Origin of the sequence: Andreprevotia lacus DSM 23236 (assembly GCF_900176275.1) — a bacterium.
In the GTDB taxonomy this organism is placed as follows: Bacteria; Pseudomonadota; Gammaproteobacteria; order Burkholderiales; family Chitinibacteraceae; genus Andreprevotia; species Andreprevotia lacus.
On sequence record NZ_FWXD01000037.1, the window covers coordinates 14,364 to 34,943 of the forward strand.

The 20,580-nt window shown below is 63.7% G+C and carries 15 protein-coding genes; 10 read left to right on the plus strand and 5 right to left on the minus strand.

The window, feature by feature from the left end; translation table 11 throughout:
• Positions 1-32: 32 nt before the first annotated feature.
• Together B9A19_RS19625 and tkt are read left to right on the plus strand one after the other, a co-directional pair.
• Positions 33-1,742, plus strand: a complete 1,710-nt coding sequence (locus tag B9A19_RS19625; protein ID WP_084092855.1) for a PHA/PHB synthase family protein — start codon at positions 33-35, stop codon at positions 1,740-1,742.
• A 252-nt stretch (positions 1,743-1,994) separates the two neighbouring features.
• Entirely contained in the window at positions 1,995-3,995 is a 2,001-nt protein-coding gene (tkt, locus tag B9A19_RS19630; protein ID WP_084092856.1) for a transketolase, read from the plus strand.
• 100 nt (positions 3,996-4,095) lie between these two features.
• Here the strand turns inward: tkt and B9A19_RS22330 are convergent, their stop codons facing one another.
• The 3 genes from B9A19_RS22330 to B9A19_RS19645 are packed head-to-tail and all read right to left on the minus strand — an operon-like array spanning position 4,096 to position 7,661.
• Positions 4,096-5,730: a hypothetical protein gene (locus B9A19_RS22330; protein ID WP_139799009.1), complete on the minus strand. Its 1,635-nt coding sequence runs from the start codon at positions 5,728-5,730 to the stop codon at positions 4,096-4,098.
• Entirely contained in the window at positions 5,727-6,164 is a 438-nt protein-coding gene (locus B9A19_RS19640; protein ID WP_084092857.1) for a DNA polymerase III subunit chi, read from the minus strand. Before B9A19_RS19640 ends, B9A19_RS22330 begins: the two co-directional genes overlap by 4 nt.
• Positions 6,165-6,173: 9 nt before the next feature.
• Entirely contained in the window at positions 6,174-7,661 is a 1,488-nt protein-coding gene (locus B9A19_RS19645) for a leucyl aminopeptidase (RefSeq protein ID WP_084092858.1), read from the minus strand.
• 179 nt (positions 7,662-7,840) lie between these two features.
• On the opposite strand from B9A19_RS19645, the gene lptF reads away from it, so the two are divergent.
• The 7 genes from lptF to B9A19_RS19680 all read left to right on the plus strand — a co-directional run bounded on the left by lptF (position 7,841) and on the right by B9A19_RS19680 (position 14,279).
• Positions 7,841-8,905 carry an LPS export ABC transporter permease LptF gene (gene lptF / locus B9A19_RS19650; protein ID WP_176217028.1) on the plus strand — a complete coding sequence of 355 codons (1,065 nt, stop codon included), beginning with the start codon at positions 7,841-7,843 and terminating at the stop codon, positions 8,903-8,905.
• Complete coding sequence (lptG, locus tag B9A19_RS19655; RefSeq protein WP_084092860.1) at positions 8,905-9,984, plus strand: LPS export ABC transporter permease LptG; 1,080 nt, start codon at positions 8,905-8,907, stop codon at positions 9,982-9,984. Before lptF ends, lptG begins: the two co-directional genes overlap by 1 nt.
• A gap of 8 nt (positions 9,985-9,992) precedes the next feature.
• A complete protein-coding gene (gene galE, locus B9A19_RS19660) occupies positions 9,993-11,006 on the plus strand; it encodes a UDP-glucose 4-epimerase GalE (protein WP_084092861.1) in 1,014 nt (337 codons plus the stop codon).
• Between the two features lie 69 nt (positions 11,007-11,075).
• Complete coding sequence (gene dapF, locus B9A19_RS19665; RefSeq protein ID WP_084092862.1) at positions 11,076-11,915, plus strand: diaminopimelate epimerase; 840 nt, start codon at positions 11,076-11,078, stop codon at positions 11,913-11,915.
• Positions 11,916-11,942: 27 nt separating this feature from the next.
• Positions 11,943-12,644 carry a DUF484 family protein gene (locus tag B9A19_RS19670; protein ID WP_084092863.1) on the plus strand — a complete coding sequence of 234 codons (702 nt, stop codon included), beginning with the start codon at positions 11,943-11,945 and terminating at the stop codon, positions 12,642-12,644.
• Positions 12,628-13,593 carry a tyrosine recombinase XerC gene (locus B9A19_RS19675; RefSeq protein WP_084092864.1) on the plus strand — a complete coding sequence of 322 codons (966 nt, stop codon included), beginning with the start codon at positions 12,628-12,630 and terminating at the stop codon, positions 13,591-13,593. Before B9A19_RS19670 ends, B9A19_RS19675 begins: the two co-directional genes overlap by 17 nt.
• Positions 13,593-14,279 (plus strand): N-acetylmuramoyl-L-alanine amidase family protein, encoded by a 687-nt coding sequence (locus tag B9A19_RS19680; protein ID WP_217807128.1) that lies wholly within the window; start codon positions 13,593-13,595, stop codon positions 14,277-14,279. The genes B9A19_RS19675 and B9A19_RS19680 overlap by 1 nt, the downstream gene beginning before the upstream one ends.
• Before the next feature lie 40 nt (positions 14,280-14,319).
• On the opposite strand, the gene B9A19_RS19685 is transcribed toward B9A19_RS19680, so the two are convergent.
• Both B9A19_RS19685 and B9A19_RS19690 read right to left on the minus strand, forming a co-directional pair.
• Entirely contained in the window at positions 14,320-15,834 is a 1,515-nt protein-coding gene (locus tag B9A19_RS19685; protein ID WP_084092866.1) for a cyclic-di-GMP receptor FimW-related protein, read from the minus strand.
• Positions 15,818-17,161, minus strand: a complete 1,344-nt coding sequence (locus B9A19_RS19690; RefSeq protein ID WP_084092870.1) for an adenosylmethionine--8-amino-7-oxononanoate transaminase — start codon at positions 17,159-17,161, stop codon at positions 15,818-15,820. The genes B9A19_RS19685 and B9A19_RS19690 overlap by 17 nt, the downstream gene beginning before the upstream one ends.
• A 249-nt stretch (positions 17,162-17,410) precedes the next feature.
• Here B9A19_RS19690 and B9A19_RS19695 point away from each other — a divergent pair.
• Positions 17,411-20,580, plus strand: a 3,170-nt coding sequence (locus tag B9A19_RS19695) for a glycosyl hydrolase family 18 protein (protein ID WP_084092867.1), incomplete at its 3' end; no start/stop codon positions are given.

Genomic DNA, 20,580 nt, shown 5'->3' on the forward strand with positions numbered 1-20,580 from the left:
GTGTGAGTGATTGCCCTGCGAGCGAGGCTGAAATGGACCGCCAGTTTTTTGAGGAACAAGCGCAACGCGTGACCGGGCTGCAGCACGAGCTGCGGCAGGCGCTGGACCCGTTCGGCCTGGTTGCCACCACCCTGAAGGCGCAGCAAGCCTGGCTGCTGCACCCCGAGGCGCTGTCGCGGCAGCTGCTGAACTGGTCGGCCGACTATACGCAGTGGCACAAGATGATCCTCGCCCGCACCTTGGGCGCGCCGGACAACGACCTGTTCCCGCCGCACCCGGACGATACACGCTTTGCCGATCCGGTCTGGCGTGATTCGCCGTTCTGGGACGGCATCAAGGAGTGGTATCTGTTCAATACGCGCTGGCTGCAGGATGCGCTTTACGCCACGCCCAGCTTGTGTGATCAGGAACGCAGCCGCAGCGCGTTCTGGCTGCGTCAGGTGCTCAATGCGGTGGCGCCCACCAATTATCTCGCCACCAACCCGGTGGCTATTGCGCGCGCGCTGGCCACGCATGGCGACAGCCTGCTACTGGGCTACCAGAACTACGCGCGCGACATGGGGCGCGGCGATATTCCGATGACCGACATGGATGCGTTCAAGGTGGGTGAAAACCTTGCCACCACGCCCGGCGCGGTGGTCTATCGCGGCAAACTGCTGGAGGTGCTGCACTTCGAGGCCACCACGCCCACGGTGAACAAGGTGCCGGTGGTCATCGTTTCGCCGTGGATCAACAAGTATTACGTGCTCGATCTGGACAGCCGCAAGAGCATGGTGAAGTGGCTGACCGACCAGGGCCACTCGGTCTACATCACCAGCTGGAAGAACCCCGATGCCAGCTACCGCGACATTGGTTTCGACGAGTATGTGACCGACGGCATCGACCGCATCGTCGAGGTGGCGCGCGCGATCTCGGGCAGCGACACGGTCAATCTGGCCGGCTACTGTATCGGCGGCACCTTGGTGGCCACCTATCTGGCCTGGCTGGCGGCGCGTGGCGAGGCAGCCAAGATCGAATCGGCCACCTTGCTGACCACCTTGACCGATTTCTCGCGCCCCGGCGATATCGAGGTTTTTCTGGATGAAGAGGGCTTGTCCTTCGTCGAGCAGACCATTGCCCGTAAAGGCTATCTGGATGGCAAGGAAATGGCGGCCAGCTTCCGCATGCTGCGCGCCAACAGCCTGGTGTGGAACTACTGGGTGAGCAATTACCTGCTGGGCGAAACACCGATGGCCTTCGACGTGCTGTTCTGGAACATGGACACCACGCGCATGCCCGAGAAAATGCACTGCTACTACCTGCGCGAGTTCTACTTCAAGAACAAGCTGATTGCGCCCGATGCACTCACCATTGCCGGCCAGCCCATCGATCTGGGCCGCATCAGTACGCCGCTGTTCATGGTCAGCACCGAGGAAGACCATATCGCCCCGTGGCTGCAGACCTGGAAACTGACCGAGCGCGCCAGCGGGCCGGTCACCTTCACGCTGTCCACTTCGGGTCACATCATCGGCATCGTCAACCCGCCGTCGCCCACGTCCAAGCGCAGTTACTGGCAAGGCTCGGTGAACAAGGGTGAGGCGGCCGATGGCTGGCTGGCCCGGCAGGGCAAGACGGCCGGCTCGTGGTGGCCCAGCTGGTCGGCATGGCTGGCCGAGCGTGGTGGCGGACAGGTCAAACCCAAGCTCTCCAGCCGCCAGTATCCCAACCTGGGCGATGCGCCGGGCAGCTACGTGCTGGAGTAGGAGCCGCAGTGTCGTCTCGGCTTGCCAGCCAAGCGGTAACAAGGGCTCGGCAAAGCCGGGCTCTGCCCGTTATTGAGGGTGAAGCAAGGGCTGCATGCGGCATAAATTTGCCCGAGGACAAAAACTGCCGTTGAATCGGTTGTTTCCTCTCGGCGCAGTCGGGGATAATGCAGGCGGTTCAGCAGATGGGCGCATGGCCCGCTGACTGCGATTTTTGCAACCGCCCTGACTATTTCGACGAGAGGAATTCCCATGGCATCGCGTACCGACCTAGCCAACGCCATCCGCGCGCTGGCGATGGATGCAGTTCAGAAAGCCAACTCCGGCCACCCCGGCATGCCCATGGGCATGGCAGAAATCGCGCTGGCGCTGTGGGGCGAAGGCCCGTATCGCCACAATCCGCAAAACCCGCACTGGGCCAACCGCGATCGCTTCATCCTGTCCAATGGTCACGGCTCGATGCTGCAGTACGCGCTGCTGCATCTCACCGGTTACGACGTATCCATCGACGACCTCAAGGCATTCCGCCAACTGCACAGCAAGACTGCCGGCCACCCGGAATACGGCTACGCCCCCGGCATCGAAACCACCACTGGCCCGCTGGGCCAGGGCATCACCAATGCGGTCGGCTTTGCGCTGGCCGAAAAACTGCTGGCGCGTGAATTCAACCAGCCGGGTCTGGACATCGTCGATCACCACACCTGGTGCTTCCTCGGTGACGGTTGCCTGATGGAAGGCATCAGCCACGAAGCCGCCGCGCTGGCTGGCACCTGGGGCCTGGGCAAGCTGATCGCGTTCTGGGACGACAACGGTATCTCCATCGACGGTCACGTGGAAGGCTGGTTCACCGACGACACACCGGGCCGTTTTGAAGCCTATGGCTGGCACGTGGTGCGCCCGATCGACGGCCACAACCCGGATGCGGTGCTGAAAGCCATCGAAGAAGCCAAGGCCGTCACTGACAAACCGTCGCTGATCTGCTGCAAGACCATCATCGGCAAGGGTTCGCCCAACAAGGCCGACAGCCACGACAGCCACGGCTCGCCGCTGGGCGAGGCGGAAATCGCTGCCACCCGTGCTGCCATCGGCTGGAACCACGGCCCGTTTGAAATCCCGGCCGATGTCTATGCCGGCTGGGACAAGAAAGCCGCTGGCGCAGCATGGGAAGCCGAGTGGAATGAACTGTTTGCCAAGTACGAAGCCGCGCACCCGCAACTGGCGGCCGAATTCAAGCGCCGCAACGCGCACGAGCTGCCGGGCAACTGGAACGAGATCGTTGCGGCTGCAGTAGCGGAAACCAATGCCAAGGCCGAGACCATTGCCACCCGCAAGGCCAGCCAGAACGCGCTGAACGCCTTCGTGCCTTCGCTGCCGGAAATGCTGGGTGGTTCGGCCGACCTGACCGGCTCGGTATTCACCAACTGGAAGGGCAGCACACCGCTCAAGCGTGAAGGTAATGCGCTGGTGGGCAACCACATCAGCTACGGTGTGCGCGAGTTTGGCATGGCCGCCATCATGAACGGTATCCAGCTGCACGGTGGCTGGCGTCCGTATGGCGCCACCTTCCTGATGTTCAGCGAATACGCGCGCAATGCGCTGCGCATGGCTGCGCTGATGAAGATCCCGACGCTGTTCGTGTTCACGCATGATTCGATCGGTCTGGGCGAAGATGGCCCGACCCACCAGGCCGTGGAGCAGACCGCGACGCTGCGCCTGATCCCGAACATGAACGTATGGCGTCCGGCCGATACGGTCGAGTCGCTGGTGGCATGGGCGCACGCGATTGAGCAGAAGGAAACCCCGTCCACGCTGATCTTCAGCCGTCAGAACCTGCAGTTCCAGGCCCGCAGCGACGAGCAGATCGCCAACATCCGCAAGGGTGGCTATGTGCTGCGCGATGCCGCCAATCCGCAAGTGGTGCTGATCGGCACCGGCTCCGAGCTGGATGTGGCGGTGAAGGCGGCTGCCGTGCTGGGCGAGCAGGGTATCGCCGCGCGCGTGGTGTCGATGCCGAGCACCAATGTGTTCGACAAGCAGGACAAGGCGTATCAGGCATCGGTGCTGCCGGCTGGCGTGCCGCGCATTGCGATCGAGGCGGGCGTGACCGATGGCTGGCGCAAGTATGTCGGTCTGGAAGGCGACGTGGTCGGCTTGGATCGCTTCGGCGAATCGGCACCGGCAGGTGAGCTGTTCAAGCTGTTCGGCTTCACGGTCGACAACCTGGTTGCCAAAGCGAAGGCACTGGTGAAGTAAGCAGGCGTCACTGCCAGCAAAAAGGGCACCCTCGGGTGTCCTTTTTCATTTTCTCTGCCAGCCTCGTGATCGTGAGGCACTGCCGGCAGCCAGCCCGAACCTAGCGCAGCCCCATGCGGCGCAACTCTTCTTCCACCAGCTCGGCAATGCGTGGCGCCAGCCGCTGATCCAGTTCCTGGGCGATTTCCTCGGTGAGCTTGCGCAGCGTATCGCCATACAGCGTGGCCACCAGTGCACTGAAATGCTGGCGGGTGAGCTGTTCGACCTCACTGGCAATGTCCACGGCCAGCTGGGCGCCTACCGCGGCAGTGATGGCGTACACGTCGCGCTCTTCCACCTGCACCGGTGCGGGCGTGGGCAGAACTTCCGCCACAGGCAGCGGCACGGGCGGCGCTGGCGTCGGCAGCACGACGGCGGCGGCGTCAACGATCTCGACTGGCGTAGCTGTGCTGCCCGGCTCGTCCGGCAGTTCTTCGGGTTCGCCAGTGGCAGCGGTCAGCCAGTCGGCCGAACCCGCTTGTTCCAGCAGTGCGGCAGCAACCGCGAGAGTCTCACTGTCGGCCAGTGCCGATGCGAGCGAAGTTGTTTCTGGCAGCTGGGTTTCAGCTGGCAATGCTTCGACCGGCAGCGCTTCGACTGGCAAGGCTGCAGCCTCTGCGGTGCCGGCTGGCGCTACCGTGGTGGTATCCGGGTCTTCCAGCACCAGGTCCCAACCGTGCTCGTCGCCCCCCTGCTGGCGCATCGGGGTAAAGCTTGGCACGTCGCCGTGGCGGCGTGCCTGCTCCATGTCCGGAACGGCAGGTGCCGCTTCGTCTGTGCCGACGGTCTGCGCCGCCGGCGTATCGGCAGCGGCAGGGACGATGTTTTCTGCTGCCGGGCCTTCCAGCGTGAGATCCCAGCTGGCGTCATCGGCAAAGGTGATCTGCAACTCGTCGCCGGCCGGTTCGGCCAGCGCTTGCAATGCGGGAGGAGGGGCATCGACAATGCTGGCGACCTCAGCGACCTCAGCGACCTCAGCGACCTCAGCGACCTCAGCGACCTCAGCGACCTCAGCGACCTCAGCGACCTCAGCGACCTCAGCGACCTCAGCGACCTCAGCGACGGGGGCGGGCCAGTCCGTTTCTTCCCCGTCGTCCCAATGCAGCGTGGGGATTTCCTCCTCCACCGCCGCAGGCATGTCCAGTGTCAGCGCCGGCTCATCCCAGTCGGCAGCCGCACTGCCTGCCGGGGCGGCGACTTCAATGACCTCGTCCTGCGCGGGCAGTTCATCGGCCACCACGCTGACGACCGGTATCGGCGCTTCATCCTGCAATGGCTCCGGCTGCAGGTGGGGGATGTCGGCAAATGCGCTAGCGTCGAACGACGGTGCAAATGCCGGCTGGGCGGTCAGTGCATCCAGGTCCAGCAGCGGCAGGTCGGTGAATTCCGGTGCTTTCTGTTGTGGCGGCGGCGAGGGCTTGACCACGGCCGGTGCGGGTGCGTTGACCGGGGGCGGGGCGAGGAATTCGTTGGGGTCGAACATCAGGCCGCCGGCATCGACGGTCTCGGTCAGTACCGGAATGGCTTCATCATGGCTGGCACCGGGCGGGGCCGGGGTCAGGTCGAGATGGTCATCGGCCTCGTGCGTCAGCACCGGAATGTGTTCGTCGCGCGCGGGTGTGCCGCGATGGCGCGCCATCAGCGCGTCCATCTTGTTGAACAGCGGACTCATGCTGTCATTGTCCGTACTGCTCACGCCGCGCCTCCTTGTGCCAGTTTGAGCATGTCCACGGCCACCGGCGTGACGCCATGGCCCTGATAGGCCCGCCAGCGCTCGCGCGCTGCGGCCCGTTGTTCTTCGTCCTGCTCGACGATCTCCACCACGCGCGCATACTGCTGAAAACCCTGAGGCACGCCGTCCGTCCAGTTGAACAGCGCATCGCGCACCTGCAGCTTTTCATGCCGGTGATCGATGATCACTGGCGTGGCTGCGGCAATGTCGGCATCGGCAGCGCAATGCGGGATGAAGCCGGTTTGCGGCACCTCCCACAGCAGGCGGTCAAGCGCCGCTGCGGCAGCTTCGCTGCCGGCCAGCACATTCAGCCGCATGCCGCGCGCCACGGCCTTGCCGACCAGTTGGCAGAGCGCCTGCTCGCGGTTGCGCACGTTGAAGTAGAACGTCACTTCCATGATACGCGCTTACTTCTTGCCCTTCTTGAGGCCGCGCTGCAACAGGTACTCGACCAGCAGCGGCACCGGGCGACCGGTGGCCCCCTTGGCGGCGCCGGATTTCCACGCGGTGCCGGCAATGTCCAGATGCGCCCAGTTGTAGTCCTTGGTAAAGCGCGCCAGGAAGCAGGCGGCCGTGACCGAGCCGGCCGGGCGGCCACCGATGTTGGCCACATCGGCAAAGTTGGACTTGAGCTGCTCCTGGTAATCGTCCCACAGCGGCATGCGCCATGCCTTGTCGCCGGTATCGTCGGCGGCGGCCAGCAGTGCATCGGCCAGCTCGTCGTTATTGGCATACAGGCCGCTGGCGACATGGCCCAGCGCGATGATGCAGGCACCGGTCAGCGTGGCGAGGTCGATCACCACTTCCGGCTCGAAACGCGCGGTGTAGGTGAGCGCATCGCACAGGATCAAACGGCCTTCGGCATCGGTATTGAGGATTTCGATGGTGGTGCCGGCCATCGACTTGACGATGTCGCCCGGCTTGCTGGCGTTGCCGGCCGGCATGTTCTCGCAGGTGGCGATCACGCCGACCAGATTGATGGGCAGGCCCAGCTCGGCCACGGCGCGGAAGGTGCCGAGCACGGCAGCGGCGCCACCCATGTCGTATTTCATTTCATCCATGCCTTCGCCCGGCTTGAGCGAGATGCCGCCCGAGTCGAAGGTGATGCCCTTGCCCACCAGCGCCACCGGCTTGGCCGATTTGGCGCCGCCACGGTATTCCAGCGTGATCAGCTTGGGCGGCTGTACCGAGCCCTTGGCGACCGACAGGAAGGAACCCATGCCCAGCGCTTCCAGCTCGGGCGTATCCAGCACGGTGCTCTTCAGACCGTAGTGGCGCGCCAGCTTGACGGCTTCCTCGGCCAGATAGGTCGGGGTGCAGGCGTTCGGTGGCAGGTTGGCCAGCTCTCGCGTGAAGTTCATGCCGTGGCCGACGGCCAGACCGCGTGCCAGACCGGCCTCGGCCGCCTCGGTCTCGCCCTTCTTGGTCACCAGATACTGGATGCGGGTCAGCGCCGGGGCCGGATCGGGTTCGGACTTGAACGCGGTGAAGCGATACGATTCAAACACGATGGCTTGCGAAATCGCGGCACTGATCACGTCGAGGCTGGCACCCTTGATGCCGCCCAGCCAGACAGCTGCGCTGGTCAGTTTGGCGCCGATCAGCGCCTTGGCGATCACGTCGGCCAGCTTGCGCGCGCCGGCGGCATCCACCTCTTTACCGGTTTGCACCAGCAGCAGCTTTTGCAGCTTGCCGCCGGCGGCCGGCAGGTGCGATGCCAGTGTGCTGCCGGCCTTTTCGCCGAATTCATCGCTGCTGGCCAGCGCGCTCAGTGCGCCATTGCTTGCCGTGTCGAGCTTGCTCAGTGCGCTTGGTAATTTTTTGCCTGCAAGGGGTAAAACCAGGTATTCGGCTTGGGCTTTTTCGGGGGAGGCGAGATTTATGCTAAATTCCATGGCGATCTCCAGGCTGGCGCGGGTGGCGACAAGTTGCAGCGCTCCCGTCAGGAAGCAATGCCGCTTGCAGAATGTGGGTGCATCGTGGTGCAGCGAGACGGCTGCATGCATCCGACAGGCTTGATCGCCCGATTATTTCCCAGCCCCCCTGTCCAGTCAAACCCAGAGCTACTGTACGCATGCTGTTTCGAAAAAGCCTGATCCACGAATTGTCGTGGATGGCGATCGCCGTTTTCTCGGTTCTGCTGCTGATGGTGCTGACGACCCAGGTCGTCAAGCTCATGGGGCAGGCATCGGTTGGCGCGCTCGCGTCCAGTGCCGTATGGGCGCTGATGGGCTTTGCCGCCATCCGTTATCTGCCGGTGCTGATGTCGCTGATGCTGTTCCTCAGCATCCTGGCCGTGCTGACGCGCATGTGGCGCGATCACGAAATGGTGATCTGGTTTGCCAGTGGCCAGTCGATCAGGAATTTCATCCGCCCCATTCTTGAATTCGCCATTCCCGTGGTGCTGCTGATTGCTGCCTTGTCGCTGTATGGCTGGCCGTGGGCGCTGAGCAAGGGAGACGAATTCCGCGAGCGCTCGCTGGCACGGCAGGAAACCACGCAGGTTTCGCCGGGCGTGTTCCGTGAATCGGCCGGGGCTGATCGCGTCTATTTCGTCGAGGACTTCACCGGCGAGCACACCACGGGCCAGAACGTGTTCGTACAGCTCAAGCAGGGTGATCAGGTCTCTGTGGTGCTGGCGCAGCGTGGTGGCCTGGTGCTGGATGGCAACGGCGAGCGCTGGCTGTCGCTGGGCAATGGCCGCATCTATCGCGGCACGCCGGGTTTGCCCAATTTTGAAACGGTGCAGTTCGAACAGGCGCGCCTGCGCATCGATACGCCCGACCGGCCGATCTCCAGCCCGTCCACCCGGGCCAGCCCGACCATGAAGCTGCTGGGCAGCAAAGACCCCGAGCAACAGGCTGAAGTGGCATGGCGCATTGCCATTCCGGTGTCGGCGCTCATCCTGTCGCTGATGGCCATTCCGCTGGCCTTCTTCAACCCGCGTGGCGGGCGCTCGCTCAACCTGCTGTACGCCATCGTGCTGTATTTTCTCTACTACAACTGCATCAACATCAATCAGGCGTGGATTGCCGATGGCCGTACCCCCGCCTGGCTGGGCATGTGGCCGCTGCATGCCGTTGCGGCGGCAATGACCGTGGCGCTGTTTGCCTGGCGCGGCCGGGTGAGGGCAGCGTGATGTCCATCCTGTTCCGCTACCTGTTCCGCGAGCTGACGCTCTACATTCTGTTCACGCTGGCCGGCTTGCTCGGGCTGTATACCTTCTTTGACCTGATTACCGAGCTGTCGTCGCTGGGCAAGGGCGGCTACGGCCTGAAGGACGCACTGTTCTACATCGTGCTGCAGGCGCCGGCCAATGCCTACGAGCTGATGCCAGTGGCGGCGTTGATCGGCGGCATCTTTGCGCTGGCTGCGCTGTCCGGGCAATCCGAACTGACGGTGATCCGCGCCTCCGGCGTATCCGTGCGCCGTCTGCTGGTCTGGTTGCTGATGGTGGGCACCGCCTATGGCGCGCTGACCTTCGTGCTGGGCGAATACATTGCACCGGCCACCAAGCAGATGGCCAACCAGTATCGGCTGTCGGCCACCAAATCCATGCTGGTGAGCGAATTCCGCTCCGGCGTATGGGTGAAGGACGGCGCGCAGATCGTCAACATTGCCGAAATGCTGCCCGATCTGACCATTTTCAAAATCCGCATTTACGAGTTCACCCCTGATCTGGGCATACGGCGCATTCTGGAAGGCGAGCAGGGCCGCTTCCTCGGCGACGGGCGATGGCAGCTCAATCAGGCGCGCGAAACCTATTTCCAGCCACGCGATGGTGGCGTGCAGGTGAAGGCCATGCCGCAGACCACCTGGCAGACCCAGGTATCGCCGGAAATGCTGGCGGTGCTGCTGGTCGAGCCCAGCCAGATGTCGGCGCGCTCTCTGTACAGCTATATCGACCATCTGTCGCGCAACAAGCAAACCACGCAGCGCTACGAGCTGGCCTTGTGGGGCAAGCTCTTTTACCCGCTGGCCTGTCTGTCCATGCTGATCATTGCGCTGCCCTTCGCGCAAACGCAACGCCGCAGCAGTAATGTGGGCGTGCGCTTGTTTGCCGGCATCCTGGTCGGCCTGGCTTTCCATTTCCTCAATCGCATCGTCGTTTACCTGGGCGAGCTCAAAAGCTGGCCGGCCCCGCTGGTGGTGTCGGTGCCGACGGTATTGTTCATGATCATCGCGCTCATCCTGCTCTGGCGGCAGGAGCGGCGCTAGGAGCTCGCATGCACGTGTTGTTGACAGGCGGCGCCGGCTATATCGGCTCGCACACCTATATCGAATTGCTTGCAGCCGGCTTCACGCCGGTGATTTTCGACAACTTCTACAACGCCAAGCCCGAAGTATTGCGCCGGCTGGAAACCATCACCGGCAAGCCGGTGCTGTGCATCGAGGGCGATATCCGCGACCGCGCCGCGCTGGACGCCGCGTTTGCGCAATACCGCTTTGATGCGGTGATTCACTTTGCTGGCTGGAAGGCGGTGGGTGAGTCGGTGCAGAAGCCGCTCGAGTATTACGACAACAACGTGGTCGGCACGGTGCGTCTGCTGGAAGCCATGAAGGCGGCCGACGTGAAGAGCCTGGTGTTCTCCAGCTCGGCCACCGTCTATGGTGATCCGCACGCGGTGCCGATCACCGAATCGTTCCCGCTGTCGGCCACCAATCCCTATGGTCGCAGCAAGCTGATGATCGAAGACATGCTGCGTGATCTGCACGTATCGGACGAAAGCTGGAATCTGGCGCTGCTGCGCTATTTCAACCCGGTGGGCGCGCACGAAAGCGGCCTGATCGGTGAAGATCCGCAAGGCATCCCCAATAACCTGATGCCGTTCGTCGCCCAGGTTGCGGTCGGCAAGCGCGAGCAACTGAGCGTGTTCGGCAACGATTACCCGACACCCGATGGCACCGGTGTGCGCGACTATATTCACGTGGTCGATCTGGCGCGCGGCCACGTCAAGGCGCTGGAAAAGCTGGCGCAGAAGCCGGGCCTGATCACCACCAACCTCGGCACCGGTCAGGGCTATTCGGTGCTGGACATGGTGCAGGCGTTTGAGAATGCCAGCGGTCGCAAGATTCCGTACCAGATCGTGGCACGTCGGCCCGGCGACATCGCCGCCTGCTATGCCGACCCGGCGCGGGCATTTGAACTGCTGGGCTGGAAGGCGGAAAAGAACCTGCAGGACATGTGCACGGACAGCTGGCGCTGGCAGTCGGCCAATCCGAATGGTTTTTCTGCTTGAGTTTTCTTGGCTTGATTGCGCCGGCCCGGCCGGTTAGCCTTACACGGTAAACAGTTTCAGTCGGTGCTTATGACACTACGCTTCACCAAGATGCAGGGCCTCGGCAACGATTTCATCGTGCTGGACGGCGTGCGCAACCCGATCGCCCTTGATGCCGCCCAGGTGCAGCAGCTGGGTGACCGCCATTTCGGCGTGGGCTTTGACCAGCTTTTGCTGGTCGAACCCGCGCAGCAAGCCGGCCATGATTTCCGCTATCGCATCTTCAACAGCAGTGGCGAAGAGGTTGAGCATTGCGGCAATGGCGCACGTTGCTTCCTCAAGTTCGTGCGCGATCAGGGCCTGACCGACAAGCGCGAACTGGCAGTGGAAACCGCACGCGGCGTGATCTATCCCAAGCTGGAAGACAATGGCGAAGTGACCGTCGACATGGGCCCGCCCGAACTGCACGCGGCCGAAGTGCCATTTTTGGCCGAGCACGAGGCGGTGATTCACCCCTTGCAGGTGGGTGACGAGGTATTCGATATCACCGCCGTATCGATGGGCAACCCGCATGCGGTGCAGGTGGTCGACGATGTCGATACCGACCTGGTGCAACGTGTTGGCCCGCTGATTGAAAAGCACGCGCGCTTTCCGCGCAAGGTCAATGCCGGCTTCATGCAGATTGTCAGCCGTGACGCGATCAAGCTGCGCGTGTACGAGCGTGGCGCGGGCGAGACACTGGCCTGCGGCACCGGCGCATGTGCGGCCGTGGTGGCCGGCATCCAGCGTGGTTTGCTCAATGGCCGCGTGCGCGTGAGCACGCGCGGCGGCGATCTCACCATTGCATGGGCGGGCGGTGATGCCCCGGTGCTGATGACCGGCCCGGCCGTAACGGTATTTGAAGGCGTGATCAACCTCCCGGAAGCCTGAGCTTCCGCCGTGGAACAAGGGGATACGATGCAAGCGCACGACATTCTGGGCTGGTTGCGGGACAACCCGGCCTTCTTCGACGAATACGCCGATGATGTGGCCGAAATCTACGTGCCCCACTCTCATCGTGGTCAGGCCATTTCGCTGGCAGAGCGCCAGTTGCTGACCTTGCGCGACAAAAACCGCGCGCTGGAACTGCGCCTGGGCGAATTGCTGCAGTTCGGCGAAGAAAACGACCTGATTTCCGAGCGCCTGCACCGGCTGGCGGTCGATCTGATGCAGGCTGGCGATCTGGCCGGCATCGTGGGCACGCTCGAATTCCATCTGAAAGAACGCTTCCAGGTGCCGCAGGTGGCGATGCGCCTGTGGCTGCAGTCCGAATCCAACCTGCGTGAGTTTGCGCCGGTGGGCGATGCGGTGCGCAAGCTGTCGGCCAATCTGGTGTCGCCGTACTGTGGTCCCTATGTCACCGACGAGGTGCACGGCTGGTTTGACGACCCCGAGCACAATCTGAAGTCGTTCGCGCAGTTTGCACTGCGCACCGGCGAAGAGCCGTTCGGCCTGCTGGTGATGGCCAGTGATGATGTCGAGCGCTTTTATCCGGACATGGGCACGCTGTACCTGCAGCGACTGGCCGATCTGGTGTCGGCGGCCATTCGCCGCGTAACGCCGGCAGCGGTTGAAGCTGCCGTGGAGCGTGCAGCAGCGTTCGATGGCGACGAGGCCTGAGCGACGCCGCAGGCAGGTCGCCGCCAAAGCCACGCAGCCCGATCCGGCACTGCTGGCTGCAGCGGCAGAACTGACCCACTTTGATCAGGTGCTGGCAGGCGAACGCGCCGCCAGCCCGCATACCCGCAGCAACTATCGCCGCGATGTCGAGCAATTGCTGGTGCTGGCTGCCGCAGATGCCGTGCCGGCGGCGCAATTGCAGGCACGGCACATCCGTGGTTTCGTACGCCAGCTGCGCAGCCGGCAGTACGACGCACGCACCATTGCCCGCATGCTGTCGGCGTGGCGCGCGTTCTACCGCATCATGCAGCGGGATCGCGGCTGGCCGGGCAATCCTGCTCTCGGCATCCGCCCGCCCAAGCGCGGCCAGCGCTTGCCGCAAGCCTTTGACAAGGATGCGGCACAGGGTCTGCTCAATGCACTGCCTGCCGAAACCGCCCTCGACCTGCGCGACCGCGCGATGTTCGAACTGGCGTATTCATCCGGCCTGCGTGTGTCCGAGATCGTTGGCCTCAAGCTGGTTGATCTGGATCTGCAGGCCGGGCTGGCGCGCGTGCTGGGCAAGGGCAACAAGATCCGCCAGGTGCCGGTCGGCGGTGCCGCCTGCCGCGCGCTGCAGGACTGGCTGGCCGAACGCCCGGTTTGCCTGCGCCATGGCGAGGTGGCCCAAGTGTTTGTTGGCCGCACCGGCAAACCGCTGAGCACGCGCGCAGTGCAGTTGCGCTGCAAGCATGCGGCGCGCGTGGTGGGGCTGGCCGAGCCGTTTTATCCGCACAAATTGCGCCACAGCTGCGCCACCCACCTGCTGCAGGAGTCGCATGACCTGCGCGCGGTCCAAGAGCTGCTGGGCCACGCCAACCTGAGCACTACCCAAGTCTATACCCACCTTGATATCGATTACCTGATGAAAAGCTACGATCAATTCCACCCCAGGGCCAAGCGACAATGATGCGCAGCTTGGTTCTGGCCGCGCTGCTGGCAGCGGCGACGGCGGGCGCTGCCGATCTGGTGGCGGTTGATGTCGGGCACTCGCACAGCAAATCCGGTGCCACCAGTGCCGGTGGGCGACCGGAGTTCGAGTTCAATCTGGCGCTGGCCCGCGTGGTGGGCGACGCGCTGACGCAGGATGGTCACGAGGTCAGGCTGATTGGCGCCGATGGCGAGATGGACGTGCTGACCGAGCGCACGCGTGCGGCGGCCGGCGCCGATTTCTTTCTGTCCATCCACCATGATTCTGTGCAGCCGCAGTATCTGCCGCAGGCCGGCCGCTTTGCCGGTTATTCGCTGTTCGTGTCGCGCAAGAATGTCGATCCTGCCGCCAGTCTGGCTTGCGCCACCAGGGTGGGCGATGCCTTGCTGGCCGCCGGCCTGAAGCCCTCGCTGCACCATGCCGAGCCGATTGCCGGCGAAAACCGCCCGCTGGCCGACGCCCAGCGTGGCATTTACTGGTTTGATGATCTGGTGGTGCTGAAAACGGCCACGCAACCGGCGCTGTTGTTCGAGGCCGGTGTCATCGTCAATCCGCAGCAGGAAGCCCTGTTGCGTCAGCCCGCCACGCGCACGCTGCTGGCGCAGGCACTGGCGACCGGCCTGCACCAGTGTGGTATCGGCGGCCGGCAGCCCGAAGCAAAGTAAAGCCCGCGCGGGCGGCAATGATGCGACCGCGCCGCTGTCGTCAACGCGGTTGGTACTGGAACAGGTCGTAGCCCATCTGTTGCTCGACCAGCCGGGTGGCGCGCAGCACGACTTCACCATCCGGCGTCAGCACCGACAGTTCGCGCAGCGGCGCATAAATGCCGCGCATGGCGGCAATCTGTGCCGGTTGCTTGAGGGCGGATACCTCGGGCAACAGCAGTGCATGCTGGTATTGGCCTGCATCGTTGCTGGTCAGCGGCTTGATCAGCACGCCCTGCGCGTTGGCAGTCATGATCTGCAAGCCCATTTCGATCTGGTTCTGCTCGCTTTGTTGCATCCAGCGGACCGAAGCAACCAGCCAGTCATCCGAGAACGGTGGCCGCAGTGCGACGATTTCGCCGGCGCGCACCCCTTCTGATGGGGCTGCACGGGTACGTACCGCGTAGCCGCCGGGGCTTTCGTTCAGCACGCGCCAGCGGCTGCCGGCCGGACGCGGTGCTTCGTCATCGTCGGCGGTCGGGTCGATGGGGCGTGATCCGGTGCAGGCCGCGCTGGCCTGCAGGCCGAGGCAGATTTCCACTTCTGCATCGGCCAGGATGCGGTTGAACAGCCGCTTGGGCGCAATGGTCCACTGCTTGGAAACACGGCGCAGCAGCTCCAGCCACATCATGGCCTTGGCACGGTCGGTGGCCTGCGGGATCTTCTGCTCCAGCGCAGCCAGCGCGCGGTGCAGTTTCTTGCCCAGCTCGATGGTGTCGATCAGCACCACGGTGCCATCGTAGAGATCACCGCTGCGCGAGCCGACATAATGCGGGCCGGCATCGCGGTCGAGCTGCACCAGGAAGAAGCCGGCTGATGAACTCAGCTCGCTCAGGGCCTGAAAGTGCACCAGATGCGCATAGTTGTCGGTGAGTTCGATCACCTTGTCCAGCTCGGCTGGCGCATAGCGCTGTGGATCGGCCAGGGCCAGCATGAGCAGCCGTTTGTACTGCAGTGCGATGCTGGTTTCTTCCGGCTCGTCGAGGATCTTGCTCTCTGCGGCATAGCGGAACAGCCGGTGCGCCTCTTGCCACATGCCGGTAGGCACCGGGCTGTAGACGCGGCTGCTGAGCTGCACGACGCGGTAATACACCAGCAACGCGGCCTGGATCAGGGGCGGAATCTGCTTGTTGGAGCTGAACAGGCTGCGCTTTTCTAGCTTGTCGGTAATGGCGCGCTTGTAGCCATCAGCCAGTGCCATCCACAGCGAGCGAGCCAGTTGCGAGGCCTGGCGTGCGCTATCGCGCAGCGGCAGGCCGCTGATGGTGTAGAGGTTCTCCAGCCCGCCATGCAGCAGTTCCAGCGTCGTGCGATAGTGTTCCAGCAGCTTGATGCGCTCGTCGGCGTCGATCTTGGTGCGGTTGCAGCTGACCAGCGCATCGTTGACCATGCGGCCGGATTCGATCACGTTGGCAATGGGCAGGCCGATCAGCCACTCGCGCAGCTTTTTGGGATCGGTTTCGACCATGCTGGCTAGCTTGGGGTCGATTTCCGGCAGGTTAAGCGAGAGGGACATCCGGCGTTTCCGTGTCGGTGGCCAGCGCAGCCTGCAACGCTGCCAGCGTTTGGTCTGTCAAAAATTGCGCTTCGTCCCCGGTCAGGACGTAAGGCGGCATGAAGTAAACGGTATTGCCAACAGGGCGCAGCAGCAGCCCGCGCGCCAGCGCAGCGCGAAACAGGCGCGGTGCGAAGCCGTGCCCGGCGTCCTGCACGTCGAATGCCCATATCATGCCGCAATGGCGGAAATGCTGCACTCGGGGGTGGGCCGCCAGTGTGGAGAACGCCACTTGCCAGCGTGCCGCGCGTTCGCGGTTGGCGGCCAGTACATCGGCCTGCTCGAACTCGTCCAGCACCGCGTTGGCGGCGGCGCATGCCAGCGGGTTGCCGGTGTAGGAGTGCGAGTGCAAAAAGCCACGGCTGACATCGTCGCTGTAGAACGCGGCATAGACCGCATCGCTGCACAGCACGGCGGCCAGCGGCAGAAAGCCGCCGGTGATGCCTTTGGACAGGCACAGCAGATCAGGCTTGATGCCGGCCTGCTGGTGGGCAAACAGGGTGCCGGTGCGGCCAAAGCCCACGGCGATCTCGTCGGCGATCAGCAGCACATCGTATTGATCGCACAACCGGCGTGCCTCGGCCAGATAGCGCGGGTGATGCATGGCCATGCCACTGGCGCCCTGCACCAGTGGTTCGACAATCAGCGCCGCGATCTCGCCATGGTGCGCGGCCAGCAGGCGTGCCAGATCGGCCGCGGCGCGCAGCGCCACATCTTCGGCGCTTTCGCCGGGTTGCGCCTGGCGCGCATCCGGGCTGGCTGCGCAATAGTGCTGGCCGATCAGTTCGGCATAGGCACTGCGAAACACCGGTACGTCGGTAACGGCCAGCGCGCCAATGGTCTCACCGTGATAGCTGCCGGCCAGATAGACATAGCGATGCTTGCCCGGCCGGCCGAGGTTCTTCCAGTAATGCGCGGCCATTTTCAGCGCGATCTCGGTGGCGGATGCGCCATCCGAACCATAGAAAGCGTGGCCAAGGCCGCTGAGCGCTGCCAGCCGTTCGGACAGCCGCACCACGGGTTCGTGCGTGAAGCCGGCCAGCATCACGTGCTCAAGCTGGTCCAGCTGATCCTTGATGGCCTGCTTGATGCGTGGTGCGCCATGGCCAAACAGGTTGACCCACCAGCTTGATACCGCATCCAGATAGCGTTCGCCATCCGGGCCGTACAGCCATACGCCTTCACCACGGCTGATGGGTACCAGCGGCAAAGCCTCGTGCCGCTTCATTTGCGTGCACGGATGCCAGACGGCGGCAAGGCTGCGGCTAAGCAGATCGGATGGGGGCATGGTGAAGTCAGATGGCGGACAAGTGGCGATTTTGCCATCCCGGCTGAATGATTGTCTGCTGATATGCACAGCCGGGCCCTGATTTTGCCGCATCGCTGCGCTGCAGCACCGGCAAGAAATGCGCAATACGGTCATGTTAGTATGCGCGCCGCACCGCAGCATGGTGCGACCGCGCTTAGAAAAACAATAATGGGTTGGTCCGCCCGAAACCCACAAAAACCAATGATAAATATGGAGTATGGACACGACATGCGTTCCCAATTCTTCCCGTTCGCGCTCAAGTCACTGGCAGCCTCGCTGCTGTTGACCGGCGCTGCCCAGGCCACTCAGGTGGCGCCGTATTTTTATACGTGGGGCTTCGGTAACTCCGTCTACCCGGTCACGTCGCTGACCGATGCCAAAGCCAAGGGCATAGACGGCGCTACGCTGGCATTCATCATCAACGGCAGCAACGGCTGCCAGGCCACCACCGACGGCAGCAGCAATGCCATCACCGGTGTGATGAAGAGCGACATTGCGTCGTTCCAGGCCTCGGGTGGCAAGCTCATCCTGTCGTTTGGCGGCGCCAACGGCACCTATCTGGAAGCGGCATGCACGGCAGACCAGATGGTCAGCCAGATCGACGCACTGATCCAAAGCTCGGGCATCAAGACGCTGGACTTCGACGTTGAAGGCGGCGCCGTCGGTAACACGGCAGCCAATACCGTGCGCTCGACCGCGCTGGCGCGCCTGCAAGCCAGGTATCCCGAGCTGAAAATCTCCTTCACCCTGGCCGTGGTGCCGCCGGTGACCTATAGCTGGGGCACTGATCCGGGCGGCCTGTCGGCAGCTTCGGTGGCGGTGGTGCAGTCTGCCGTCAGCGCCGGCGTGAAGGTTGCGCGCGTCAACATCATGGCGATGGACTACGGCTCGTACGCCACCAATGGCCGCAGCGACCTCGGCCAGCTGGCCATCGACGCAGCCACCCGCACCCGCGAGCAGATGCGCCCGCTGTTCCCCGGCTATAGCGAAGCGCAGCTGTGGGATCTGATCGGCATTACACCGATGATCGGCATCAACGACATCTCGGCCGAAGTCTTCACCGTGGCGCACGCCCAAACCGTCGCCAATTTTGCCAAGGCCAATGGCGTTGGTCTGTTGTCGTACTGGGCCATGCAGCGCGACCAGATCGGCAAGGGCGATCTGGCCTTGTACAGCGGCGTGAACACCAGCAACTTCCAGTTCTGGAATGCGTTCAAGTCGGCCAACGGCGGCTCCCCGGCAGCTACGCCGGTGCCGACGGCCGCCCCGCTGCCGACAGCGACGCCGGCCCCGGTAGCGACGCCCAAGCCGAGCGCAAGCCCGGTGCCGACCGTGGTACCGACACCAGCCCCGACCCTGCTGCCGACCAGCACACCAGTGCCCACCGTCAAGCCGACCCCGGCACCAACCAGCGTGCCGTCCGGTACGCCGGCATGGGATGCCAACCAGACTTATCTGGGTGGCGAAATGGTCAGCTTCAATGGCCAGGTCTACAAGGCCCAGTGGTGGACCAAGGGTGACAGCCCGGCCACCAATGCCGGCGCGGTAGGTACCGGCAAGGTCTGGCTGCCGCTGGGCGTCGTTGCCACACCGGCGCCGACCGTTGCACCGACCGTGACCCCGACCAGCAAGCCGACGCTGGCCCCGACCGCAACGCCGGTGCCGACCGCTACCCCGACGGCAACACCCAAGCCGACCGCAACGCCGGCAGCGGGTTGTGCCGCATGGGATGCCAGCGCGACCTATGTGGGTGGTGAGTGCGTCTCGCTGAACGGCCAGAGCTACAAGGCGCAGTGGTGGACCCGTGGCGACAGCCCGGCGACCAGCTCGGGCGAGGCAGGTTCGGGCAAGGTATGGCTGGTGCTGGGTGCTGGCGTTGTTGCCACCCCGGTGCCGACGGCCGTTGCCACCGCTACGCCGAAGCCGACCCTGGCGCCGACCAGCGCACCGACTGCTACGCCGGTTCCGACCGCGACACCGACAGCCACCCCGACTGGCACCCCGACAGCGACACCGAAGCCGACCGCAACACCGGCTCCGACCGCTACCCCGGCGCCGACCAATGTGCCGACTGCTACACCGAAGCCGACTGCTACACCGGTCCCGGGCACCCCGACCGCGACCCCGGTTCCGTCGGCAGGCGGCAAGGAAGTCGGTTCCTACTTCGCTCAGTGGGGCATCTACGGCCGCAACTACCAGGTAAAGGCCATCCAGACCAGCGGCTCCGCGGCCAAGATGACCTTCCTGAACTACGCCTTCGGTAACGTCTACCAGAAGAACGGCGGCTACGAATGCGACATCCAGTACCGTACCGAATCGGGCAATGGTGACGGTGGCGATCCGTTTGCCGACTACAGCAAATCGTTCGATGCCGCTTCGTCGGTTGACGGCGTGGCTGACAAGTGGGACGACGCACTGCGCGGCAACTTCGGCCAGATCAAGCGCCTGAAGGCCCTCAACCCCAACCTGAAGGTGTACATCTCGGTCGGCGGCTGGTCGTGGTCCAAGTGGTTCTCGGCCGCATCCGCGACCGACGCCCTGCGCAAGCAACTGGTCTCCTCGTGCATCAACACCTACATCAAGGGCAACCTGCCGGTGTATGACGGTGCAGGTGGTACGGGTGCCGCTGCCGGCGTATTCGACGGCATCGACATCGACTGGGAATTCCCGGGCGTACAAGGCTTCGGCTACAACACCGTCTCGGCGGCCGACAAGCAGAACTACACCCTGCTGCTGAAGGAATTCCGCACCCAGCTGGATGCAGTCACTGCCACCACCGGCAAGAAGTACGGCCTGACCGTCGCGATCAGCGCGGGCAAGGACAAGATCGACATGACCGAGCCGGCTGCCTACAGCCAGTACCTCGATCACATCAACATCATGTCCTATGACTTCCATGGCGGCTGGGAAGCCACGGGTCCGACCGACTTCCACAGCAACCTGTACGCCGATCCGGCCAGCCCGAACTACAACGACCCGAAGACCGGTCAACCGGGCCTGGGCGCCACCTACAACATCGACAGCGCAGTGAAGAACCTGATCGCTGCCGGTGCACCGGCTGGCAAGCTGATCGTGGGTGTACCGTTCTACGGTCGTGGCTGGACGGGTGTGACCAACGCCAACAACGGTCTGTACCAACCGGCCGCCAAGGCAGCCACCGGTACCTACGAAGCGGGCATCGAAGACTACAAGGTGCTGAAGAACGCAGCGGGTACGGTGTACACCAACGCGATCACCAAGCAATCGTGGAAGTTCGATGGCAGCACGTTCTGGTCGTATGACACGCCGGCGGACATTGCCACCAAGGTGAGCTATGTGAAGTCGAGTGGTCTGGGTGGCGTGTTCAGCTGGGAGCTGGATGGTGATGACACCGCTGGTACCCTGATGAGCGCAATGAG

Coding starts and splice junctions, on each gene's coding strand:
- tkt (WP_084092856.1), top strand. CDS start 1,995: ATGGCATCGCGTACCGACCTAGCCAACGCCATCCGCGCGCTGGCGATG.
- B9A19_RS19645 (WP_084092858.1), bottom strand. CDS start 7,661: ATGGAATTTAGCATAAATCTCGCCTCCCCCGAAAAAGCCCAAGCCGAA.
- B9A19_RS19680 (WP_217807128.1), top strand. CDS start 13,593: ATGCGCAGCTTGGTTCTGGCCGCGCTGCTGGCAGCGGCGACGGCGGGC.
- B9A19_RS19670 (WP_084092863.1), top strand. CDS start 11,943: ATGCAAGCGCACGACATTCTGGGCTGGTTGCGGGACAACCCGGCCTTC.
- lptF (WP_176217028.1), top strand. CDS start 7,841: ATGCTGTTTCGAAAAAGCCTGATCCACGAATTGTCGTGGATGGCGATC.
- lptG (WP_084092860.1), top strand. CDS start 8,905: ATGTCCATCCTGTTCCGCTACCTGTTCCGCGAGCTGACGCTCTACATT.
- dapF (WP_084092862.1), top strand. CDS start 11,076: ATGACACTACGCTTCACCAAGATGCAGGGCCTCGGCAACGATTTCATC.
- B9A19_RS19675 (WP_084092864.1), top strand. CDS start 12,628: ATGGCGACGAGGCCTGAGCGACGCCGCAGGCAGGTCGCCGCCAAAGCC.
- galE (WP_084092861.1), top strand. CDS start 9,993: ATGCACGTGTTGTTGACAGGCGGCGCCGGCTATATCGGCTCGCACACC.
- B9A19_RS19625 (WP_084092855.1), top strand. CDS start 33: ATGGACCGCCAGTTTTTTGAGGAACAAGCGCAACGCGTGACCGGGCTG.
- B9A19_RS19640 (WP_084092857.1), bottom strand. CDS start 6,164: ATGGAAGTGACGTTCTACTTCAACGTGCGCAACCGCGAGCAGGCGCTC.
- B9A19_RS19685 (WP_084092866.1), bottom strand. CDS start 15,834: ATGTCCCTCTCGCTTAACCTGCCGGAAATCGACCCCAAGCTAGCCAGC.
- B9A19_RS19690 (WP_084092870.1), bottom strand. CDS start 17,161: ATGCCCCCATCCGATCTGCTTAGCCGCAGCCTTGCCGCCGTCTGGCAT.